The sequence below is a fragment of the Mucilaginibacter xinganensis genome, from assembly GCF_002257585.1.
Classification (GTDB): domain Bacteria; phylum Bacteroidota; class Bacteroidia; order Sphingobacteriales; family Sphingobacteriaceae; genus Mucilaginibacter; species Mucilaginibacter xinganensis.
The window spans coordinates 3,637,450-3,659,824 of the sequence record NZ_CP022743.1; the positions used below are offsets into that span (position 1 = coordinate 3,637,450).

General features: G+C 41.6%; 20 protein-coding genes. 8 read left to right on the forward strand and 12 right to left on the reverse strand.

What is annotated here, in order from left to right; genetic code table 11:
• Positions 1–51: 51 nt before the first annotated feature.
• From MuYL_RS15960 to mce, 4 genes are all read right to left on the reverse strand, one after another.
• Complete coding sequence (locus MuYL_RS15960; protein WP_094571513.1) at positions 52–1,236, reverse strand: putative sugar nucleotidyl transferase; 1,185 nt, start codon at positions 1,234–1,236, stop codon at positions 52–54.
• A 68-nt stretch (positions 1,237–1,304) separates the two neighbouring features.
• Entirely contained in the window at positions 1,305–1,553 is a 249-nt protein-coding gene (locus MuYL_RS15965; RefSeq protein ID WP_073401307.1) for a type B 50S ribosomal protein L31, read from the reverse strand.
• 103 nt (positions 1,554–1,656) lie between these two features.
• Positions 1,657–3,084: a right-handed parallel beta-helix repeat-containing protein gene (locus MuYL_RS15970; protein WP_094571514.1), complete on the reverse strand. Its 1,428-nt coding sequence runs from the start codon at positions 3,082–3,084 to the stop codon at positions 1,657–1,659.
• Between the two features lie 460 nt (positions 3,085–3,544).
• Positions 3,545–3,946, reverse strand: coding sequence for a methylmalonyl-CoA epimerase (mce, locus tag MuYL_RS15975; protein ID WP_094571515.1), 402 nt, complete (start codon positions 3,944–3,946; stop codon positions 3,545–3,547).
• A 104-nt stretch (positions 3,947–4,050) separates the two neighbouring features.
• Between mce and MuYL_RS15980 the strand changes: the two genes are divergently transcribed.
• The 3 genes from MuYL_RS15980 (at position 4,051) to MuYL_RS15990 (ending at position 6,206) form a co-directional block, all read left to right on the forward strand.
• Positions 4,051–5,262, forward strand: coding sequence for an IscS subfamily cysteine desulfurase (locus MuYL_RS15980; RefSeq protein WP_094571516.1), 1,212 nt, complete (start codon positions 4,051–4,053; stop codon positions 5,260–5,262).
• 116 nt (positions 5,263–5,378) lie between these two features.
• Positions 5,379–5,792 (forward strand): Fe-S cluster assembly scaffold IscU, encoded by a 414-nt coding sequence (gene iscU / locus MuYL_RS15985; RefSeq protein WP_073401315.1) that lies wholly within the window; start codon positions 5,379–5,381, stop codon positions 5,790–5,792.
• A gap of 87 nt (positions 5,793–5,879) precedes the next feature.
• On the forward strand, positions 5,880–6,206 hold the full coding sequence (locus MuYL_RS15990) for a HesB/IscA family protein (RefSeq protein ID WP_094571517.1): 327 nt from the start codon (positions 5,880–5,882) through the stop codon (positions 6,204–6,206).
• A gap of 84 nt (positions 6,207–6,290) precedes the next feature.
• Here MuYL_RS15990 and MuYL_RS15995 read toward each other — a convergent pair whose 3' ends face one another.
• Entirely contained in the window at positions 6,291–8,258 is a 1,968-nt protein-coding gene (locus tag MuYL_RS15995; protein ID WP_094571518.1) for a sialate O-acetylesterase, read from the reverse strand.
• Positions 8,259–8,456: 198 nt separating this feature from the next.
• Between MuYL_RS15995 and MuYL_RS16000 the strand changes: the two genes are divergently transcribed.
• Entirely contained in the window at positions 8,457–8,669 is a 213-nt protein-coding gene (locus MuYL_RS16000) for a hypothetical protein (RefSeq protein WP_094571519.1), read from the forward strand.
• Between the two features lie 48 nt (positions 8,670–8,717).
• On the opposite strand, the gene MuYL_RS16005 is transcribed toward MuYL_RS16000, so the two are convergent.
• Positions 8,718–9,266, reverse strand: coding sequence for a hypothetical protein (locus MuYL_RS16005; protein WP_094571520.1), 549 nt, complete (start codon positions 9,264–9,266; stop codon positions 8,718–8,720).
• Positions 9,267–9,340: 74 nt separating this feature from the next.
• Between MuYL_RS16005 and ung the strand changes: the two genes are divergently transcribed.
• Positions 9,341–10,018: a uracil-DNA glycosylase gene (gene ung, locus MuYL_RS16010; protein WP_094571521.1), complete on the forward strand. Its 678-nt coding sequence runs from the start codon at positions 9,341–9,343 to the stop codon at positions 10,016–10,018.
• A gap of 79 nt (positions 10,019–10,097) precedes the next feature.
• Here ung and MuYL_RS16015 read toward each other — a convergent pair whose 3' ends face one another.
• Positions 10,098–10,568: an Lrp/AsnC family transcriptional regulator gene (locus MuYL_RS16015; RefSeq protein ID WP_067059219.1), complete on the reverse strand. Its 471-nt coding sequence runs from the start codon at positions 10,566–10,568 to the stop codon at positions 10,098–10,100.
• A gap of 127 nt (positions 10,569–10,695) precedes the next feature.
• Between MuYL_RS16015 and MuYL_RS16020 the strand changes: the two genes are divergently transcribed.
• The 3 genes from MuYL_RS16020 (at position 10,696) to smpB (ending at position 13,773) form a co-directional block, all read left to right on the forward strand.
• Positions 10,696–11,346: a metal-dependent transcriptional regulator gene (locus MuYL_RS16020; protein ID WP_094571522.1), complete on the forward strand. Its 651-nt coding sequence runs from the start codon at positions 10,696–10,698 to the stop codon at positions 11,344–11,346.
• Complete coding sequence (locus MuYL_RS16025) at positions 11,343–13,232, forward strand: Nramp family divalent metal transporter (protein ID WP_094571523.1); 1,890 nt, start codon at positions 11,343–11,345, stop codon at positions 13,230–13,232. The genes MuYL_RS16020 and MuYL_RS16025 overlap by 4 nt, the downstream gene beginning before the upstream one ends.
• A gap of 91 nt (positions 13,233–13,323) precedes the next feature.
• Positions 13,324–13,773, forward strand: a complete 450-nt coding sequence (smpB, locus tag MuYL_RS16030) for an SsrA-binding protein SmpB (RefSeq protein WP_094571524.1) — start codon at positions 13,324–13,326, stop codon at positions 13,771–13,773.
• 95 nt (positions 13,774–13,868) lie between these two features.
• Here smpB and MuYL_RS16035 read toward each other — a convergent pair whose 3' ends face one another.
• From MuYL_RS16035 to MuYL_RS16055, 5 genes are all read right to left on the reverse strand, one after another.
• Positions 13,869–15,002, reverse strand: a complete 1,134-nt coding sequence (locus tag MuYL_RS16035) for an efflux RND transporter periplasmic adaptor subunit (RefSeq protein WP_094572984.1) — start codon at positions 15,000–15,002, stop codon at positions 13,869–13,871.
• Between the two features lie 4 nt (positions 15,003–15,006).
• Positions 15,007–19,365 carry a CusA/CzcA family heavy metal efflux RND transporter gene (locus MuYL_RS16040; RefSeq protein WP_094571525.1) on the reverse strand — a complete coding sequence of 1,453 codons (4,359 nt, stop codon included), beginning with the start codon at positions 19,363–19,365 and terminating at the stop codon, positions 15,007–15,009.
• 102 nt (positions 19,366–19,467) lie between these two features.
• Entirely contained in the window at positions 19,468–19,854 is a 387-nt protein-coding gene (locus MuYL_RS16045; RefSeq protein WP_094571526.1) for a hypothetical protein, read from the reverse strand.
• 52 nt (positions 19,855–19,906) lie between these two features.
• On the reverse strand, positions 19,907–20,461 hold the full coding sequence (locus tag MuYL_RS16050) for an HdeD family acid-resistance protein (RefSeq protein ID WP_094571527.1): 555 nt from the start codon (positions 20,459–20,461) through the stop codon (positions 19,907–19,909).
• 195 nt (positions 20,462–20,656) lie between these two features.
• Entirely contained in the window at positions 20,657–22,297 is a 1,641-nt protein-coding gene (locus MuYL_RS16055; protein WP_094572985.1) for a L,D-transpeptidase family protein, read from the reverse strand.
• Positions 22,298–22,375 lie beyond the last annotated feature (78 nt).

Genomic DNA, 22,375 nt, shown 5'->3' on the forward strand with positions numbered 1-22,375 from the left:
GTACAGTGGCTGAAATTATTTTACACCCACTATAAACCTTCCAAATCTTACCTAAAACCTTCTGAATTCTTCAGTTAGTTCAAATACGGTTTTTAATATGTGCTTTTCATTATCATCAAATTCGCGGTGATCCCGGCGGGCAAAAACCTTTTCGGCGGTATCAAACATTTTTTTGATGGAATAAACTTCATAACCCTGCGCACCGCCCCATGAAAAATCAGGAACAAAATTCCGCGGGAAGCCTGCGCCAAAAACATTGGCACTTACACCTACCACCGTACCCGTGTTAAACATGGTGTTGATGGCGCATTTGGCATGATCAGCCATGATGAGGCCGCAAAACTGCAGTCCTGTTTTTCTAAAGCGTTGTGCGGTATAATCCCACAGCTTCACATCATCATAGTTATTTTTAAGGTTGGAGTTATTGGAATCGGCGCCGATATTGCACCACTCGCCCATTACGGCATTCCCAAGATACCCTTCGTGGCCTTTTGATGAATAACCCCAGATAACCGCGTTATTCAATTCGCCGCCAACCCTTGAATAAGGGCCCACGGTTGTTGCGCCGTAGATCTTGGCCCCCATCTTAACCTGCGAATGCTCGCAAATGGCAAAAGCTCCACGAATATGGGTACCTTCCCAAACCTCGGTATTAGCGGCCAGGTAAATGGGGCCATTTGTGGTATTAAAGGTTGAGCAATCGGCAATGGCTCCTTCTTCAGCAAAAAAATCGTCGCCTATTATAATATTAGTAGCACCAATTGAAGCGCTGCTGCGCCCGTTGGTAAGTAATTTATAATCCTTGCGGAGTTCTATATCGTTCTTTCTGAAAATATCCTCCGGAAATCTGATAATCACCGGGGTATTATCTAAAACAGTGACAGATGAAAAATCATTACGCGGATCGAAACCGGCTGCGTCAACAGCATTTAATTTAACGGCAAGCAGTTGATCTCCATATTTTAAAGCCTCACCATTTTGCAGGCGGTCAATGGCTTCGAGCAATTGTTCATCCGGGCAAACACCACCAAAAATAAAGATGTTATTCTGCTCAATTTTTACCGGAAACTTGCCCTGCAGCCAGGGTTGGGTAAAATAAGAAGTATCCTGTTTTAAGTATTTGGCCCACTTTTCGGCAATAGTAAGGATGCCGATGCGCAGGTTGGCAACAGGGCGGGTAAAAGTTAAGGGTAGAAGCGTTTGATGTGCGTTATCGTCGAATAAGATAATTGCCATGGTGCAAAAATAAAAAAAGTCCCCCGATGTACCGGGAGACTTGCAAATATTTTATAGAAAAAACAAAATTACTTTTTGTTGTAACGGGTACGGAATTTATCAATACGCCCTGCAGTATCAACCAGTTTCATTTTACCAGTATAAAAAGGGTGTGAAGTATGAGAAATTTCTAATTTAATCAGCGGATACTCATTGCCATCTTCCCATTTTATGGTTTCGCGGCTATCGATGCATGATTTGGTTATAAAAGAATATTCGTTCGACATATCCTTAAATACAACTAACCTATAGTTTGATGGGTGCAGATCTTTTTTCATTGTGTTATAACTTCCTTATAAAAGAGGTGCAAATGTAGTAATAATTATTTAATATGAAAAAGGTATTTTAAAATAGTGGTCAGAGGCAACCCAAATCAACAGCTTATTTAAATTCCGTCGCCCCAATATCAAAACCATTACCCGATGGGCGTGTACTATTATAAAAGTCAAAAACTACCCCATACGATGACACATCAGCCCCGGCATTGATAAGCGGGGATGAGGATTGTAAATGAAAGTCGCCGTTAGGATAGTCGATAAATCTGCAGGTATTAATGTCCTTATTAGTGTAATTGTATGATACTGTTACCTTAACGATGCTGCTCTTTTTAAACACCGCGGTGCCTGACCCCGGATTTATGATCACATTATTAATAACGGTATTCATCGGGATGGTTTCGGAATCTAATTTAATACCGTCTGACGCCGGGGCAACGATGGTATTGTTTATGAACCTAAAACCAGGACCGGGCGTATATCTTGAATCTGCAAAAATGCCGTTATCCCCCGAATTGAGGATATAGTTATTAAACACCAGGTTATCGCCGAGCCCCAGCACTATAATGCCGTTGCCGGGTGCGTTCTTAATAAGATTGTTGTAGCATTTTCCGCCCGTACCCTCGCCTATTTGAATCCCATTGTTCTGACCACTGGCAAAAGGCGTCCTCCCCGGTGATTTAACGGTGTTGCCGTAAATCTCGCATCCGGAAACAGCGCTGCCAACCTGGATGCCCTCGCAACCGGTAGAATCGGTAATGTTATTGTAGATCCTGGCATTCACCACATCGTGGGGCAAAACGTTGCCACAAGCCACGGACACCCCATCTTTATAGAAGGAATTCCCTACGTAAAAGCCTTCGCCACCGGTTTTATGTACATAATTGTCGTGCAGAAAAACATTTTTCATAGTGAAATGGCCGCGTTGTGTTGTAACATCGCAGGTAGGATCTGTTTTTGCCATGATACCTGCAAACCCACTATTTCGTACTTCAATATTTTGAATTTCGAAATCCGAACTAAGGTCATCCATCGTCATGCCAATGTTACCGCCATTTACCACCAACCCATACTTTATGCCGGGAGCACCATTACCCATTATTTTAAAGTACTGGCAATTTTGTGTTTTAAACGTGTAACCGGCGCTGGCAGCAGCGGTAAAAGTCACCTGCCCACCTTTATTTATAATAATAATTGGTTTGTCGGCGGTACCTTTAAGATTTTTCAACAGTAACGCACCTCTTTTTCCGGCAGGAATACATAAAACAGACCCGGCAGCTATTTTAGCGCCGTCAACCTGCCATTGCGATGCAGGTACCGTGTAAGTACAATCAATTATAGGATCGGTGGGATTTGTGGGATTGATGACAATTGTTGTATCGCCGGCCGGTTTTCCCGTTTCAACTCCAGCAGTTTTTTTGGCACACATCGTAAATAATGCCATGGCCATTATCGCTGTTATTCCGCGCATCGTATAATTCCTTTTCCTCATTCCCAAATTATCCGTTTCAACTGAAAGGCCGACAACAGCCATGATAATTTAATTTGTTTAATTCGTTCAAAACGACTTACACCTGTATATACGTTATTTTTGGATGATTGTTGTTCAAAAGGGTATCTGGAGCCGGGATTAAACAGATATCGGGATTTGCCTGATTCTATTTTTATTATTTAACGTTAGTTCGACATAAGCAAAAGGAGGCGTAACAACTAAACCTCGCTACAACGGCATGCAGACGTAGTTTTAGATGAGGTAAATTGTGTGTTCAAGTCGATGCGCGTTCCATTTTTTCATTCGGAACACCCGGAACGCAGTGAAACATGCTGATTATCAGTCCATTTGCTTTTTATCAAGGAATAAAAACATGTAAGTATCTGATAATAAACATGTTTCATTAACATTTATATCAAATTCACGTTATTTAATAATCTGCGATCCCGGCAGTCGCAAAAATCTTCTAAGATAGGAGTTCCGGCACTTCTGTGCAGACTCCTTATTTCACCTCCTGGCACAACTCTACCAGTACCCCATTCGCACTTTTTGGGTGTACAAAACACACCAATTTATTATCTGCCCCCTGCTTTGGCTCCTCATTCAACAACACGAATCCTTCCTGCTTTAAACGCATCATTTCGGCCCTGATATCGTCAACCTCAAACGCAATATGATGGATCCCCTCCCCTTTTTTAGCTATAAATTTGGCTATAGGGCTCTCCGTATTTGAAGCTTCCAGTAACTCAATTTTATTAGTGCCAACTTTTAAAAAAGCTGTTTTTACACCTTCAGAGAGTATCTCCTCTATTTTATAAACAGGTGAGTTGAGCAATTTCTCATAAATGTCGCCGGCACTTTGCAGGTTGTTCACAGCAATTCCAATATGCTCTATCTTGTTCATGTCCAAATATTGTAAATTATTGGTTGTGTTAGGGTATTTTAAGCCTTATTTTTAATGATTTTAAATAAATGTTGCCTACATTTGTATTGTTAATATTTAAGACTATGAATCTTCCGATATATTTGGATAATAACGCTACTACTCCAATGGACCCACGGGTACTTGAAGCCATGTTGCCTTATTTTAATGAAAAATTTGGTAATGCTGCAAGCCGGAACCATCCGTTTGGCTGGGTAGCTGAAGAAGGTGTTGATTACGCCCGCGAGCAGGTTGCTAAATTAATTGGTGCCAGCGATAAGGAAATTATTTTTACATCAGGTGCTACTGAGTCAGACAACCTTGCTATTAAAGGTGTGTTTGAGATGTACAAAGAAAAAGGCAACCACATTATAACCACGGTTACAGAGCATAAAGCCGTGCTTGACGCCTGTAAACACGTTGAAAAACTGGGTGGCCGTGTTACCTATCTGCCTGTTAAGGAAGACGGCATATTAGACCTTGAAGTACTTGAACAAGCCATGACCAACGATACCATCCTGGTATCTGTAATGTATGGCAATAATGAAATTGGCGTTATACAGCCAATAAAAGAAATTTCAGCTATAGCCCACAAATACGGCGCTTTGTTTATGACAGACGCAGTACAGGCAGTTGGCAAAATCCCGGTTGATGTTAACCGCGATGGAATTGACCTGTTGGCATTATCGGCACACAAAATATACGGACCTAAAGGCGTGGGTGCATTATATGTGCGCCGTAAAGGCCCAAGGGTTAAAGTTACTGCCCAAATGGACGGTGGCGGCCACGAACGCGGCATGCGCTCAGGAACATTAAATGTACCCGGCATAGTTGGTCTTGGTAAAGCATGTGAACTTTGCGGACTGGAAATGGAAAGCGAAGCAAAACGCCTGTCAATTATGCGGGACAGGTTACAGGCAGAGTTAACCCAGCTGGAAGAAAGCTATGTGAACGGTAATATAGAACACCGCCTGCCACATGTGGCCAACATCTCATTCAAATACGTTGAAGGCGAAGGCTTAATGATGGCAATGAAAGATCTGGCTGTATCTTCAGGATCAGCATGTACTTCAGCTTCTTTGGAACCATCTTATGTGCTAAAGAGCTTAGGTCTATCAGATGACCTGGCACATTCCTCTATCCGCTTTGGCTTAGGCAGGTTTACTACTGACGAAGAAGTGGATTATGCTGTTGAAGTAACCAAAAAGGCAGTTACCCACCTCCGCGAACTTTCTCCGCTTTGGGAGATGTTTAAAGAAGGAATTGACCTTGACTCAATTGAATGGGCTGAACACTAAATAATTTGATGATGTATTGATTTTAAGATTTGAAAGTTAATACACCATCACAATAAAATATAAACGAAGAGTAATATCTTCAAATTGACAAATTTTCAAATTAACGAATTAAAGATATGGCTTATTCAGAAAAAGTAATCGATCATTACACCAACCCCCGCAATGTGGGCACTTTAGACAAAAGTAACCACAAAGTAGGTACCGGTTTGGTTGGTGCCCCTGAATGCGGCGACGTTATGCGCCTGCAGATCCAGGTTGATGACAACAATATGATCACCGATGCTAAATTTAAAACTTTTGGCTGCGGTTCGGCAATTGCATCATCATCATTAGCTACAGAATGGCTTAAAGGCAAAAGCATTGACGATGCCATGAAGATTGACAACATGGACATTGTTGAAGAATTAGCATTGCCACCGGTAAAAATTCACTGCTCAGTATTAGCGGAAGATGCTATTAAAGCAGCAATTAATGATTACCGCGTAAAAAACGGTATGGCACCAATTGAAAGCGAAAAAGTACATCACTAATAACAGAAGCAAGGCATTAAATGGCCAGGATTCAAGACTAATTTTTTCTTGACTCCTGCTTTCCTGATTCTTGAATCTTAATAAAAAATGATAACAATAACTGACAAAGCAAAAAGCAAAATAGATCACCTGATGCAGGATTCGGGGCTGGATGCTTCGTATTTTCTAAGGGTATCTGTTCAGGGGGGTGGATGCTCAGGCTTATCATACAACCTTGATTTTGATAACGAAATGAAAAAGGGAGATCAATTTTTTGAAGATCGCGATATTCGTATTGCCCTCGACATGAAATCATTCCTATACCTTGCCGGTACTGAACTTGATTTTTCTGACGGATTAAACGGCAAAGGATTTAATTTTCATAACCCTAACGCAAGCAGAACCTGCGGCTGCGGAGAAAGTTTTTCGGTATAAATAACACCGGGACACATTATATAAAAAAGAAGCTGCTTCAAAAAAGCAGCTTCTTTTTTGCTAATCGCTTTTTCAATTTCCAGGCTATTCAAACTTATGCCCTACCGTAACGCCATCCCAGGTATCTGATCTGAAAGGGCTTACCGGCATGCCCTGTTTGCTAAAAAGATTGGCATCAATGGGTGAATTTGTCCATCCGTAACGTACCGCCACCGGGTTAGGTACCGCGCTGCACCACACTTTAACTTTATTATCATTCGTTATAATAGCCTGGGCATAATAAAATTTACGATCGGCTCCCGCCAGTTCAAATCCTTTCACATACCCATAAATATCCTTTGCCATTAGTCCACCTTCGGCATGCGAAAAATTCACCATGGCATATCCATTTTCAAAATCAACAGCTGTAAAAAGCGGGCTTTGAAAAAAGCCGGGTAAATGGTAAACATTTGTTAATGATGAAGTTGCAAGGCGATAACCAACATCTGCCTTGTCTTTAGGGTGGATATTGAAGGGATCACCAATATCAGTAGTTACCGCTATGCCCGTATTTGGCAGTTGCAGCGCCATGTTCTGCGCTTCGCGCAGTTCGGCCCAGTTGCTGCCAAAATTACTGCTATAGGAAGGCCCGAAGGAAGATAACTGTACAAATAAAAACGGGAATTGCTGCTTCCATTTATTACGCCAGTCAGTAATCAGTAAGGGGAATACGGTGCGGTATTGATAAGCCCTGTCTGCATTTGATTCACCCTGGTACCAGATCACCCCTGCAATTGCAAAAGGTATCAGCGGGTTAACCATCCCGTTATATAAAGTAAACGCACTGTTGTTAGGTAAAAAATCAAAATGATAAGGTTTACCAAAGTCAGGCATTACGCGCCAGTTGCCGTCGGCCAGGTTAATCGAGGTATCTGCAAAGCGCACGTTTAAATCATTGGCCCCGGTGCCATTCAGTCCTAGTCCGAACCACGAAGGATTTTTCTGTGCCGATTGTAAATTAACCAGCAGGCTGTTCATACCGCCTTTCCATGTACCGGGAGGCACACTGAAACGGGCGTCGGCTGTTGAAACATCTTTGTTAATACGCTTACCATTAATATATACGGTCATATCTGCATCAGTAACCCCAAGCGCAACAGTTGAGGCCATTGCCGCGTATGAGCTATCCAGGCTGATGGTACGTTGCATAAATCCCTGCCCACGGTAAGAATACAACTTACCCATCCATTCCCACGAACCGGGCACATTTCCATGCTGCCAGTTTTCAAAAAAATAAGCCGGTTTGACGGCCAGTTCATCCGGGGTATAATTAACTACCGGTTTTTTATTGTAGGCCCATGCTTTTAATAACCTGTCTGTTCTTTCCGTTAATTCCGAATCGCTTTGCGGTAACGACGGTACAAGATCCTTCAACTCAGGCGATGTCAGCATTCCTTCCCGGCTGATCCAGTCTTCAGCTTCTGTGCCGCCCCAACTGGTATTAATCAAACCCACAGTAACATGTAGGTTTTGCGCCAACTGTTTGGCGTAAAAATAGCCAACAGCAGTAAAATCGCCTATGGTATTAGCAGCAGCAATAGTCCATTGCCCTCCGGCAAGATCAGCTAACGGTAGCAGACTTACCCTATTCGGAACATGAAACTGCCTGACGGCAACGTTGGCAGCAACCTTTTGCTCAGCCTTATAGCCATAGGCATTTTTAAGCTGAAATTCCATATTTGATTGTCCGGAGCAAATCCAAACCTCACCCAGCATAATATCCGAATAGGTGATAATTTCCTTGCCTGAAGCAATCGTCATGATATAGGGCCCTCCTTCCCCCATCGGATGCAGCACAGCTTTCCAGTGCCCCTGTTCATCAGCCCTAACAATAACCGACTGATCATTTAAACTAACTTTTATTTTCGCCTTTTTTGAGCTTTTACCCCATACCGGCAAATCGTGATTTCGTTGAAGCACCATGTGGTCGCCGAATAATTTTGAGGTCGATAGCTGGGCGTTAGCTGCGGGAATAATAAAAAATGCCGCAAAAATCAGGAATAAGAATTTCATAACAGGTTAATTCAAAAAAGGCGGGTTATTAAAAAATTGACTGGTAAATATAAAGAATTAAGCAGCCTGAATTTCAATGCATTCGTAACATTCTCTTGCCATAATTGATAACAATTTGTTAACCAAATGATAAAACCAATAACACTTTAGTGTATTTACAGATGCTTAATATTGTAAATAACACATAATAAAATACTTATGACAAACTCAATATTAGAAATAACAGAAAACGAATACCTGATAAAGCTAAACAGAAGCAATTTTAACTTGTCGTTTATCAGGAGCTTATTAAAAATGGTAGAGGTGGCTAATCCTACTGATGAAAGTTCATTTATTGCTGACAGGTATGTAACACCTAACCAATATCACCCTACTGAGCCCGACTACTACAGCTCGATTGAAGAAAAATAAAAGGGACGCGTTGAGCGCGTCCCTTTTATTCTATTTTTTTTATCCGACTTAAAACTGGCGATAACCGCCTCTCACCACCTGCTTATCCATTTGGCCCATTTGGGCCTTCATCATTTTTATCTGCTCGGTAAGTAGTTTGTTCTTATCATCTTTAGATGCTTCCTGCAAATATCTTTGCGCTTCGGGCTTGTTACGTTTGGCCATTGCAATACCCGCAAGGCTTAATTTTGCCAGCGCAATATTATGCGACATTTTCATGCCTAATGAAAGCGATTTCTTAAAATATTTTTCAGATTTTAACGGTGATTTGCGTGACTCAACCAAGCCGATCAATAAGTTATAATAGCCCCACTGGCTTTTGTTTAACTGCTTTTCATAATCTGTTATTTTCAATAACCATTCCTCAGCTTTTTCGGATTTCTCCTTGCGCAAAAACCATTGGGAAATGATCATGTTCTCATTAAAAAAGTAGCTCAACAGCACAAAACCACCTAAAAACAAAACCAGTATGCCCCAGCCCCAAAAGCCAAAGCCACAAAGTGCAACTGCTGCACCTAAAACTACACAGGCAATAATTAACCTTACTATATTTGACATCTTTTGTAATACTATAAATTAGCATGCAAATATCCGTTTATTTGTACGCTTAATCAACATCAATATAAATATTTATGGCAGTAGAATTAGAGCCATCATGGCTACAAGTGTTAAGCGGTGAATTTGATAAACCTTACATGACCGGCCTGCGTAAATTTCTGAAAGAAGAAAAGGACGCAGGGCACAAAATATTCCCTAAAAACGCTGATATCTTTAATGCTTTTAACACAACACCTTTTGACAACATCAAGGTAGTAATATTAGGGCAGGATCCCTATCACGGTGAAAATCAGGCACACGGACTGTCGTTTTCGGTACAAAAAGGGATCACTATTCCGCCTTCTTTAAGAAATATTTACAAAGAGCTTTCAACTGACATCCCTGGGTTTATTACACCCAGTCACGGCGATTTAACAGAATGGGCCAAACAGGGTGTGCTTTTATTAAATGCAAGCCTTACGGTACGGTCGGGCACACCAGGCTCACACCAAAAAAGAGGTTGGGAAACATTTACTGATACAGTGATAAAAAAAATCTCGGATGAAAAAGAAGGTATTATCTTTATTCTTTGGGGCGCATTTGCACAGGCTAAAGCCGAACTGATAGACGGGAAAAAACACCATATCATCAAATCGCCCCACCCGTCTCCATTTTCGGCTGATCGCGGTTTTTTTGGCGCTAAGCCTTTTTCAAAAACCAATGAAATACTGATAAAAGAGGGGAAGAAGCCTGTGGACTGGCAGATACATTGATTTGAAGATGTGTTGATTTGAAGATTTGTAAATTACGGAAACTAATTTCATCGTTAAATTGGCAAATCTTCAAATCCAATTAATATTCAAGCGGCACAATCGGCTCTTTTTTGCTGGTTGACATGATCATCATGGTTTGGAAAGTTTTAACCACAGTGATGCGACTTATCTTTTCCATGATCAATTGCTCATACGATTTAATGTCGCGTACATACACTTTCAGTAAAAAATCACACTGACCCGTTACGTGGTGGCATTCGGTAACTTCCTTTATATTTTGAATCTCATCCAAAAATGTCTGGATGGTATTTTTTTGATGAAAATCAAGTGAGATTTGGATGAATGTTTTTATCCCAAGTCCCAATTTCTCCTCATCAACCAGGGCGTGGTAGCTCTTTATATACTCTGCGTTTTCAAGCTTTCTTACCCGCTCTAAAGTGGGTGCAGGTGAAAGCCCTATCTCATTCGAAAGTTGAAGGTTGGTTATCCTTCCATTCTCTTGTAAAATCTTTAATATCTGGAGGTCTATTTTATCTAATTCAGCGGCCATAGTAGTGCAAATATATACTTTTCATCATTCTGCGAAATAAAATTTCTCAAAAAAGAGCTTTAACCGAAATAAATTCTTTTTTTATTAAAATTTAGATTTGTCTAAATATTTAATTAGATTTGCTTAAATGAATACTTTAGCCGAAGAAAACTACCTCAAATCTATCTATCACCTGGCCCTGAACGCAGAAAATGTTGCCACCAACCAGCTCGCATCATTGCTGAATACCAAGGCTTCCTCGGTAACGGACATGCTTAAAAAGCTGGCCGACAAGGAACTCATTAATTACACCCCATACCAAGGTGTTACGCTTACGGCTTCCGGTGAGAAAATTGCTGTGAATATTATCCGGAAGCACCGCCTCTGGGAATTCTTTTTGGTTGAAAAATTAGATTTTAAATGGGACGAGGTACATGAAATGGCCGAAGAGATGGAACATATCTCCTCCACCGAGTTGATTGATCGCCTGGATAAATTTATGGGTTATCCAAAATACGATCCGCACGGCGACCCGATTCCGGATTGTGACGGAAAATTTAAATTGCATGACCTGAAACCGGTTTCCGCAATTGATGTTGATGTTACCGGGGTTATTTGCGGCGTACGTGAGCACTCATCAGCTTTTTTACAATACCTGGAAAAACAGGGTTTAACCATTGGAAAGAAAATAACTATTAAAGATATTATAGCGTTTGATCGCTCAGTGGTGTTGCAATTAGAAAACCAAACCGTTCAAATAAGCCGCGAGGTAGCGAATAATTTATTAATAACCTTATGAGTAACAAACCCGCCAATTCCTTAGCTAATGTTCATAGTTCCGTAAATCCCGAAGGCAAAACCGGCTGGAAAAGGGTGCTTGCATTTTTGGGACCGGCATACCTGGTAAGTGTTGGTTACATGGACCCGGGAAACTGGGCTACGGACATTGCAGGCGGCAGTGCATTTGGCTACCGGCTGATATGGGTTTTGTTCGCATCAAACCTCATCGCGCTGCTCTTGCAATCGTTAAGTGCACGCCTCGGCATTGTTAGAGGATTGGACCTTGCACAAGCTTCAAAAAACGCGTATCCCCGTTTTGTAAATTTCTGCCTTTACCTGTTAGCTCAAATAGCAATTATTGCCTGTGACCTTGCCGAGATCATCGGCATGGCTATTGGCTTACAACTTTTGTTTCACCTGCCGCTTATATGGGGAGTGTCACTTACCATTACAGACACGGTATTGATGCTGTTTTTAATGAACAAAGGGATGCGTAAGCTCGAAGCGTTCATTATGTCGATGATATTTATAATCGGTGTGTCTTTTTTAATAGAGATGTTTATAGTAGGGCCGGATCTTGCCGGGGTTGCAAAAGGATTTATCCCGGGCAACCTGAGTGGCAGCGCTTTATATATAGCCATCGGCATTATAGGCGCAACGGTAATGCCACATAACTTATACCTGCATTCATCACTGGTACAAACCCGGCAGATCACAAGGACTGATGAAGGCATAAGATCATCCATTAAATTCAACCTTTTTGACACGGTAATTGCCTTAAATCTCGCATTTATTGTAAATGCTGCCATTTTAATATTGGCAGCAGCGGCATTTTATAAAAACGGGTACTTTAAGGTTGCCGAAATTCAGGATGCCTATAAACTACTGGAACACATTTTCGGAGCCATAGCTCCTACCCTGTTCGCTATCGCATTAATAGCCTCTGGCCAAAGCTCAACTATAACCGGCACACTTGCCGGGCAGATAATTATGGAAGGGCATATTAACCTGCGTATTGAGCCCTGGCTGCGCCGCCTTTTAACCCGGGTATTGGCCATAGTTCCTGCGGTTTTTACCATTATCTACTTTGGTGAAAGCGGACTGGGCAGCCTCATTATATTAAGCCAAGTAGTATTGAGCCTGCAATTGGGTTTTGCGGTGATTCCGCTAATTCACTTTACCTCAAACAAAAAACGGATGGGTAAATTTGCCATTAGTTTAAAAGTTAAGGTACTGGCCTGGGCAAGTGCTGTTTTAATTGTAGGCTTAAATGCAAAATTGGTTTACCAGCAAATTGGCGACTGGATAACGCAGTATCCATCTTCCGCACCATGGATCTATATTCTTGTAACGCCCCTGGTGGTTGGAATTGGTGTATTGTTGTTGTATGTATTTTTAAGGCCCATTTTATTTAAACATAATGATGAACCGGCAAGGGTACCGCACGGGCTGGCATCTACTATCGAAAACGTAGAGCCTATTACCTACCATAACATTGCCGTAACCATTGATTTTTCAACAAACGATACCGATTGCATCAGGAACGCTATAATGCAGGGCGGCAAACGGGCACATTACACGCTGATCCATATAGTTGAAACCGCAGGCGCAAGGTATTATGGCACCGAGGTGATGGACCATGAAACGCAAAGCGATGTGGACAACCTCGATATTTACGTTAATGCATTAATAAAACTTGGGTATAAAGCAAAAGCGCAAATAGGTTACGGCAGCGCAGCAAGCTCAATAGCCAAAATCGTAAACGGCGACGATATCGATTTCATAGTAATGGGCTCGCATGGGCACCGCGCTTTAAAGGACCTGATATTTGGCACAACAGTTAATACGGTACGACACCTTGTAAATGTACCTGTTCTGGTTGTTAAGCCGGGAATAATTTCATAAGCTGTTAAGTTCTGATTGCCCAAAAGCTTGCTAAATTTTGGCGAGGCCGGCCTTTCTTACTCCGCCAAAAATAATTTGCATATTTGCACTGATGAACCAGGATATTTATATAAAGAACAAAAAGGCCTATTTTGAGTACCATATACTTGATAAATACATTGCAGGTATAAAATTACTGGGCACCGAAATCAAATCTATCCGGGATGGTAAAGCCAATATTAATGATGCCTTTTGCACATTTATAAATGACCAGTTATATGTCAGAAACTTGCATATAGCCGAATATAGCTTTGGATCGTTCTACAACCACGAAGCCAAACGCGACCGTGTATTACTGCTCACCAAAAAAGAATTGAAAAAGCTGCAAACCCGCGGCGAAGAAAAAGGATTAACCATTGTGCCACTTGCATTATTTATCAGTGAACGTGGTTTTGCCAAATTAGAAATAGGCCTTGCCCAGGGTAAAAAAACCTTTGATAAACGCGAAACTTTGAAAGAACGCGACACAAAGGTGGAGATGGATAGAGCGATGAAACGCTAAGAATCATTTTGTCCCTTGACAGCGCAATAAAACAAAACCACGATTTAGGATCCTAAATCGTGGTTTTGTTTTATTAAAGAATTTAAAAAAGGTAGTTATTCAGATTTATTCTTCATCATCATTAACAATGAATAAGCGCCTTTTGTGACAAACCCCGCATTCATCAAATCCCCTTTATCTGCCTGCAAAATTTGAGTATATCCATTTTCACTTTCCCCGGCGGTAACTTCGGTCATCTCGAACTGACGATTACCCATTACTTTAAAAACGAACTGCTTGCCTTCATATTGCACCAATGCATCCGAAGGTAAAACATTGGCCTTTTGATTTTTCACTCTTATCTCCGCATTCATATAAGTTCCGGGTACAAGTGTTTTATCAAACAGTTCAAAATGGCAATGTACGTCTGCGTTCCTATCGGCCGATAAGTCCTTAGCTATTAATAAAATTGTACAGGGATATTTTTTACCGGGCTGATTATTGGTGAAGGCTGTTACTTTTTGTCCAATAAATAGTTTGTCCAGGTCTTTCTCATATACCTTTAATGCAAGATGTATATCTGTTGGGTTAACCAATTCAAAAAGCACTTCAGTAGGCGATACATACTTACCAATATTTACATTCACCTTAGAAACATAACCGCTGATAGGTGAATAAATATTAACGCTTCTATTGATATGTGTATCATTAATGCTTTTAATATTTATCCCGGCCAGCTTTAATTTCTCAGAAAGTGAAGTTACCAATACCTGCTGGCTCCTGTAGTCAGCCTCGGCCTGTTGGTAAATTTTATCGCTGCTGGCTTTGCTTTGATTAAGATCCCTCTGCCGTTTATATTCATTTTCCAGAAAGATAATTTTGGCTTTCGCGGTGAGATAATCCTGCTGTAATTGGATGTATTGCTGGTCTTCCATAACGGCTATTACATCGCCCTTAATCACGTGCATACCCGGTAACAATGCGGTTGATTTTAAATAGCCACCGAGAGGAACACTGATAGACACCATGTTTTGTGGCGGCACATCAATTTTACCGTTAAGCTTCAATATAGTAGATACTTCCTTTTGCTCCATTTTGCCGGTTTGGAGTGCAGCATTTTTAAACTGCTCATTAGTTAACGTAACCAAATTTGGATTAACCGGCTGCGCAGTTTCGTCCCCGGCCTTTTTTTTACCGCCACATGCTGATAACAAGCAAACTATGGCGATTACAGATATGATAGATTTCATAATTTTATTTATTAGCGAAATAATTAAGTTGTATAATAGCGTCATTAAGGCTTTTTACAGCATCCACATAGTCGTTTTTAACGGTTGTGGCCTGGTTAATCAACTGCACCCATTCCAGGTAATTGATTGTGCCTGCGGCCAGTTGCATGTTTACGGTGCTGGTAATAAGGTTAGCATTTTTTAGCGCTTTACTTTCATAATACCGTACTGATTCAAGGTACCTGTGATACCGGAATAAAGCCGAACTATACTCCGTGGTTATATTTTGAAGCCCTATAACGAAGCTGGCTTCGGCTATTTGTTTATTTAGCTTTGCACTGTTTACTTTCGCCTGCTGCGCCTTTGAAAATATAGGGATTCCGATACCTGCCTGTACAGCGCTAAAACGATAAGCGCCATTGTATAATTTATTATCGGCACCCATGCCTTTCATACTAACGTTGTTGTACCCAACAGAAAGATCAGGCAAAAGCTTGCTTTTTTCCACCTGCAAGGCAGCAGCTGCTATTTGCTGTTGCTGCCCGATAGACAACATGACAGGATGCTCTTTCAATACCCCGGTGTCAGGCAAAACAAGCAATTCCATCTTGAATGCCTTTGCGTCTGGAACAAAAGGGGTGCTGGTATTTAACAACAACTGAAACTGCAATTGTAACACGGCTGAATCTTGTTTAGTTTGGTTTAACTGCATGTAGATTTGCCCGAGCATTGTTTCGGCACTTGTTTTTTCCAGTATGTTACTTTCGCCTTTTGCTAACCGTAATTCTGCCCTTTTAAAAAATTCAGTATAAATACTATCGGCATATTTCAATAACTGCTTTTTTTGATTGATGTACAAAAAGGAATAAAATACCTGCGAAACCTGTTTCTTTAAATCGGCCTCCTTAACAGCAGCAGTAAGTACGCTGTTTTTCCATTCCTGCCGCAGCAGTTCCTTTTGTTTGGTATAAACCGATGGAAAGCTGAAGGACTGCGAAATGCCAAACCTGGTGTCGGTATAAACACTATTGATCTGCCCGGCTTCCGCAAATAACACAGCCTGGGGAATATTGGCCCCTGTTTTTATCAGAATTTGCTGATACCGTACTTTTAACTGCTCATTTTTCACCTGCAGATTATTTTTTAAAGCGGTGTCAATTGCGGCACTAAGTTTAATAGTTTGCTGTGCAGATGCAGTGCCGGAAGCTGCAAGTACCATAAGTATGGTTGCAACGGCGGCTGTTTTACCGGTTTTATTTTTCCTCTTTTTCAAACCGCCTTCAAATAACATATATAAAACAGGCAAAACAAAAAGGGTTAAAAAAGTAGCTATCAGCAATCCACCAATTACTACCGTAGCCAATGGCCTTTGTACCTCAGCACCGGCACCATTGCTAATGGCCATCGGGAAAAAACCAAGTGATGCAACAAAAGCCGTCATTAACACCGGCCTCAACCGCACCTTGGTACCCATTAGTACAATCCTTTTCAAATCGGTCAACCCTTCTTTTTTTAACTGGTTAAACTCTGCAATTAATACAATGCCATTTAGTACGGCTACACCAAACAACGCTATAAACCCTACCCCTGCACTGATGCTGAAAGGCATGCCCCGCAGAGCGAGGAACAGGATGCCGCCAATGGCAGATAACGGAATTGCCGAATAGATCAGCAAGCCCTGCTTAATAGAGTTAAAGGCGAAATAAAGCAGCAGGAAGATCAGCAGTAAAGAAACAGGCACCGCAATCATTAACCGTTGTTTAGCCGCGTTAAGATTTTCAAAGGCTCCGCCGTAGGTCACATAGTAGCCGGTCGGGAATTTCAGTTGCTTATCAACCTTGGCCTGCAGTTCGTTTACAATACTTTGCACATCCCTGCCTCTAACGTTAAAACCAACCACAATTCTTCGTTTGGCATCTTCACGCTGAATTTGATTAGGCCCGTCTTTAATCTGAACATCAGCCAGCTGGTAAAGCGGAATTTGTGTTCCCTGCGATGTGGGTATTAACAAGTTCTGAATATCCTTTAAATCCTTTTTTTGTTCACCGCTGATGCGTACAACAACGTCAAAGCGTTTTTCACCTTCAAATAACGTTCCGGTGCTTTGGCCGGCCAAAGCAGTGTTCACCACTTTGTTGATGTCAGAAATATTCAGGTTATACTGAGCAATGGCGTTTCGGTTATAGCTTATAATTACCTGCGGCATACCGCCAACGGCCTCCACATACAGGTTTTTAGCACCCTGCACCGTATTTATAATATTACCCAACCGGGCAGCATATCGGGCCAGGGTATCCATGTCCTCTCCAAATATTTTTAACACCACGTCTTGCCTTGCCCCGGTCATCAGTTCGTTAAAACGCATTTGCACCGGGAACTGGAAGCCAGCAGTTACACCTGGTAAGGACTGTAAAGCTTTACCCATTTTTTCGGACAGTTCATTAAATGATTTGGCTGATGTCCATTCTTTCTTGGGTTTCAAAATCACCATCATGTCGCTGGCATCCATCGGCATAGGGTCAGTCGGCACTTCCCCGCTGCCAATCTTGGTAACTACTTTTTCTACTTCCGGAAATTGTGTTTTTAAAATATGTGCTGCTTTTTGTGTGTTAACTATAGTAGTATTTAAACTACTGCCTGTTAATACCCGGGTATCTACAGCAAAATCGCCTTCCTCAAGCGCCGGTATAAACTCACCGCCCAGCGTGGTTAAAACATAAGCCGCAATAATAAACAGCCCGATCACTCCGGCTAATACTGATTTTGGAAAATTGACCACCCGGGTTAACGCGCTTTGATATCCTTTTTCAACCCAGGCCATTAACCTGTCTGATAAATTTGGCTTGTGCTTTATTGTCTTGCTCAAAAACACCGAACTCATCATAGGGATGTAAGTAAGAGAAAGTATAAAAGCCCCCAGCAACGCAAAGGCCACTGTTTGCGCCATGGGTTTAAACATTTTACCTTCAATCCCCTGTAAAGTAAAAATGGGCAGGTACACCACCAGGATAATGATTTGCCCGAAAACAGCGCTGTTCATCATTTTACTCGCAGAGCCGTTTACTTCTGCGTCCATGGTTGTCTGGTCAATTTTGTTGGTACCTGCAAAATGTTTGCTATGACTTAAGCGGTGCATAACGGCTTCAACAATAATTACCGCCCCGTCAACAATAAGCCCAAAATCCAGTGCGCCAAGGCTCATCAGGTTTCCGCTGACGCCAAATAAATTCATCATTATAATGGCAAACAGCATAGCCAGTGGAATAACAGAAGCCACCAAAAAACCGGCCCTAAAATTCCCCAGGAACAGCACCAAAACAAAAACAACAATCAGCGCGCCTTCAAAAAGGTTTCTCGCTACAGTGCCAATTGCGTTGTTGACCATTTTGGTGCGGTCAAGAAATGGTTCAATCACCACACCTTCAGGCAGCGTTTTTTGAATTTGCGCAATACGCTCTTTTACATTTTTAATAACCTGGCTGCTATTTGCGCCCTTTAGCATCATTACTACAGCACCGGCCACTTCGCCCTGGTCGTTATAACACATAGCTCCATACCGGGTGGCGTAACCAATTTTAACATCGGCAACATCCCTTATAAACAGCGGGCCCCCACCAGTTGTAGTTTTAATAGCCGTATTGTTAATATCGTCGGTACTGCCGAAAAGCCCCTGCGTACGTATATAAAGCACTGTCGGTCCCTTTTCGATATAAGCACCACCAGTATTCTGGTTGTTATTTTCCAACGCCTTAAAAACATCGGTTATCGTAATATTGTGGGCAAGCAGTTTATTCGGGTCAACTTCAATTGAATATTGTTTTAACTTACCGCCAAAACTGCTTACTTCGGCAATTCCTTTTACGCCTAGTAACTGGCGTCGAACTATCCAATCCTGAATTGTCCGCAGGTCTGTTTCATTGTATTTACTTTCAAAGCCCGGCCTCGGGCGCACAACATATTGGTAAATTTCGCCAAGCCCAGTACTAACCGGGCCCAATTCTGGCGAGCCTATTCCGGCAGGAATTTGCGACTGTACCTTTTGCAACCGTTCGGCAACCTGTTGCCTGGCCCAGTATATATCGGTAGCATCGTCAAAAACAATGGTTACCAGCGAAAGCCCGAATCTTGAAAAACTCCGGATCTCTTTCATTCCGGAAATATTAGTATTGGCCTGTTCAATGGGGTATGTAACAAGCCGTTCAATGTCGGTAGCTCCAAATGAGGGTGCTATCGTTATAACCTGTACCTGATTATTGGTAATATCAGGTACGGCATCAATAGGCAGCCGGGTAACCTGGTAGCTGCCATAACCAATAAGGGCAAATATAAATAGCCCGATGATGAGCTTGTTCCGAACGGAAAAAGCTATTATCCTGTTAAGCATAATAATAAAATTAAATTAGTGATTTAACTGCTGCGGAATAAAGCGCAACACACCCGGCAATACAGTTTGTACAACCGGTGATTAATTAAAATTTTGAATTAATTAACAGGATTTTGGCGGCTGCCAGATATTGGAGATGTAAGCAGACGGAATGAAGTCTTCCCGATGGGTGTTTGTTGTACTTACCGGGATATCTATTACCTTGCTGATAAAAACTTGTGTAACTACATTAATAAAAGTGGGCGAAAGCGAGGCCGAGCAATTATCGGCGCTTTTGAACGGAAGTTCCATATCCTTCCTGTAATCTTTGTCTTTAGGGCTGCCATGCATATAATGCATGTTTAAAAACTTAAGAAAAGAGATGTGTTTATTTTCCTTTTGATGCTCTGCATAATGTTTAAAAACAGCAGGCAGTTTAAGCAACTGATGGGCCTCAGTTGCAGAAAGCATGTAAAGGGTTAAAAATAATATGGCAACAAGCTTTTTCAATTAGTGGCAAATATAAACTTAAATATCATAACAAGCAGAATCGAATTGGTTATCATTTTAATCTGCTTAGCTTAACAGCAAGATAAATACGGAACGCGCCGCCGACAATGAAAGCCAACCCTGTCCAGATAATAATATTAACAATCCCCCATACCGGATTTAACAAAATCATAATACCCAGCAGGATTATCACCAGGCCGGTTAGCAGCAACCAGCCCCAGCCCGGCAAACCAAACGCTTTTATTTCAAACGCACTACGGGCCGCCATAAAACCGCGGATCAGAATCCAAAATCCGACAAGTAAAGGAAACAAAACCATTGTAATTACGGGAAAAGCGATCAAATATCCCCCTATTAACAAATCCACTATTCCGCCAAGTATTGCCCACCCCCAGCCAATCATTGCTGTATTTGAAAGAGAAAATATAATTTCAAATATCCCCGCTGCTAAAATACCTATGGCAAATACCAGGCTCAATGACAGATAAGCATGTAGCGGCGATGCGATGGTTCCTATCCCTAAGGCAATAAGGGCAATGCCTGCAAGCAGCATCAGCCACCAGTTATTTACAACTCCGTTTGCATTCTTGAAAGCCGGACTATTCATGACTATTTTATTTAAATCAAATTTGCCTACGGTAGTTTTCTACAGTAATAACAAAACTGACACCATTACAAATATCCCCGATAAAGCAATGGTACTAAATGACACGGGTCACCGCGAATTATGACCCTTATCATAAAACAATAAGGAACGATTAGAAAACACAACAACTAATTGAATTAAAAAAACAGCTTTATGTTAATAATCCCCTTTGCCTGAAAGGATCATTGAAGCAAGCTTTTCATCGTGGTTATAAATATCGTTCCGGAAATTTAAAGTGTTGTCGCGGTCGATAAATGCAGTGAAATAAGCAATAAATACGGGCACTTTTTTAGTTAGCGTTACGGTTTGCTCTTTGCCCGAGTCCATTGCCTGGTCTATTTTGGCTGTACTCCAGGCCGGGTAATCTTTTAGTAAGAAAGTAGCCAATTTAAAAGGCTCCTGTATGCGGATGCACCCGTGGCTAAAACCTCTTGATGATTCACTGAATAACGATTTAGACGGCGTGTCGTGCAGGTAGATATTATAACTGTTAGGGAAAAGGAATTTCACCAGTCCCAATGAATTCTCCGGACCTGGTTTTTGCCTCACAACCGGCAACCCATCTCTGTAACCGGTTATTTCCATATGCTCTTTAGCCAGGTAATTGGCTCGTTTCCTCATTGCCGGCAGCACTTCTTTTTGTACTATGGAGGGTGGCACGTTCCAGTAAGGGCTAAATACAATGTATTGTATCTCACCATAAAACACGGTAGTTTGGTGCACTGTTTGCCCCACTACCACGTTACAGCTCCACAATAAGCTATCAGCATGGTAAACATGTAATTTAAACTCCGGAATATTCACCACCAGGTAATCAGAATTTAAGCTAAGGGGGAGCCACCGGCAACGTTCCATATTCACCAACAGCTGCTTAATCCGGCTTTTCAACGGCACATTCAATTCAGCAACAGTAGCGGTGTTAAGCAACCCGTTGTTAATAAGGCCATGCCGTGCCTGAAAATGTTTTAGAGCCGTCGCCAGCAAAGTATCAAAGTTATTATTTACGGTATCTGCATGATAGTCTCCAAGTTTATATAAACGAGCCTTCACAAGCGGAATAACTGACGAAGTATCCCCGGGTTTAACAGACCCTTTTTTAATAGTAAAAGGGAGCCAGTTATCCAGTGAATCCAGCTTCCTGTATTTACTTAAATAATTACGTAACAATTCATACTGGCGATAAACTGGCTCAGTTGCCGGCGCCGCCTTACCCTTTATTTTTAGAATACTGTCAAGGTATTCGTTATACGCTACTTTCTTTCGGGGTAGATACCAGTTTAAAGATTTGCTTACAGTACTGCTCATACCGTTCCAGGCCAGTTTCGAAAATACAAAATATTGTGCGGTAAGCATTAGTTCCAATTGTACGTCAGTACCTTCCTTTTTACTATTGTATACTAACGAGTCGAGTACTTTTTGATAAGGCGCGCTTTTATAAACGCCCTCATCCTGCAGATTACTTACCCGGCTAAACAAATTGCCTGCCTGCTCAATCAGCACACCGTCATTAAACCACGCGTAGGAATACTTCCTCCTTTTATAAAAATCGCCAATATCAGCAGTGTAGGGTTTAAAGTCAGGGTAATTTTTTATAAAGCTAACAAGTTCCGTGCTATCAAAAATAGCTTTAGACTGATCACTGAAATTACCGGGAATAGTTTGACTCCAGCTTTTTTTTAATGAATCAACAGGATTAGTTTTCTTTTCGCCCTGGCCGCAACTGCTCAACGATACGCTGGCCAAAACGAAGAACAGTATGCTTTTCAGCCAGTTATTTTGCATGATTTTCAGGGACATTAACAGCATATAAAGGTAAAATAAACCTTTTTGACCAATTGCTAATTTACAGCTTTCATTTCACATATTGTGTTGCCG

What these genes read in the sequence shown, in the direction of transcription:
- MuYL_RS15960 (WP_094571513.1), bottom strand. Translation starts at nt 1,236, where the DNA reads ATGGCAATTATCTTATTCGACGATAACGCACATCAAACGCTTCTACCC.
- MuYL_RS15965 (WP_073401307.1), bottom strand. Translation starts at nt 1,553, where the DNA reads ATGAAAAAAGATCTGCACCCATCAAACTATAGGTTAGTTGTATTTAAG.
- MuYL_RS15970 (WP_094571514.1), bottom strand. Translation starts at nt 3,084, where the DNA reads ATGGCTGTTGTCGGCCTTTCAGTTGAAACGGATAATTTGGGAATGAGG.
- mce (WP_094571515.1), bottom strand. Translation starts at nt 3,946, where the DNA reads ATGAACAAGATAGAGCATATTGGAATTGCTGTGAACAACCTGCAAAGT.
- MuYL_RS15980 (WP_094571516.1), top strand. Translation starts at nt 4,051, where the DNA reads ATGAATCTTCCGATATATTTGGATAATAACGCTACTACTCCAATGGAC.
- iscU (WP_073401315.1), top strand. Translation starts at nt 5,379, where the DNA reads ATGGCTTATTCAGAAAAAGTAATCGATCATTACACCAACCCCCGCAAT.
- MuYL_RS15990 (WP_094571517.1), top strand. Translation starts at nt 5,880, where the DNA reads ATGATAACAATAACTGACAAAGCAAAAAGCAAAATAGATCACCTGATG.
- MuYL_RS15995 (WP_094571518.1), bottom strand. Translation starts at nt 8,258, where the DNA reads ATGAAATTCTTATTCCTGATTTTTGCGGCATTTTTTATTATTCCCGCA.
- MuYL_RS16000 (WP_094571519.1), top strand. Translation starts at nt 8,457, where the DNA reads ATGACAAACTCAATATTAGAAATAACAGAAAACGAATACCTGATAAAG.
- MuYL_RS16005 (WP_094571520.1), bottom strand. Translation starts at nt 9,266, where the DNA reads ATGTCAAATATAGTAAGGTTAATTATTGCCTGTGTAGTTTTAGGTGCA.
- ung (WP_094571521.1), top strand. Translation starts at nt 9,341, where the DNA reads ATGGCAGTAGAATTAGAGCCATCATGGCTACAAGTGTTAAGCGGTGAA.
- MuYL_RS16015 (WP_067059219.1), bottom strand. Translation starts at nt 10,568, where the DNA reads ATGGCCGCTGAATTAGATAAAATAGACCTCCAGATATTAAAGATTTTA.
- MuYL_RS16020 (WP_094571522.1), top strand. Translation starts at nt 10,696, where the DNA reads ATGAATACTTTAGCCGAAGAAAACTACCTCAAATCTATCTATCACCTG.
- MuYL_RS16025 (WP_094571523.1), top strand. Translation starts at nt 11,343, where the DNA reads ATGAGTAACAAACCCGCCAATTCCTTAGCTAATGTTCATAGTTCCGTA.
- smpB (WP_094571524.1), top strand. Translation starts at nt 13,324, where the DNA reads ATGAACCAGGATATTTATATAAAGAACAAAAAGGCCTATTTTGAGTAC.
- MuYL_RS16035 (WP_094572984.1), bottom strand. Translation starts at nt 15,002, where the DNA reads ATGAAATCTATCATATCTGTAATCGCCATAGTTTGCTTGTTATCAGCA.
- MuYL_RS16040 (WP_094571525.1), bottom strand. Translation starts at nt 19,365, where the DNA reads ATGCTTAACAGGATAATAGCTTTTTCCGTTCGGAACAAGCTCATCATC.
- MuYL_RS16050 (WP_094571527.1), bottom strand. Translation starts at nt 20,461, where the DNA reads ATGAATAGTCCGGCTTTCAAGAATGCAAACGGAGTTGTAAATAACTGG.
- MuYL_RS16055 (WP_094572985.1), bottom strand. Translation starts at nt 22,297, where the DNA reads ATGTCCCTGAAAATCATGCAAAATAACTGGCTGAAAAGCATACTGTTC.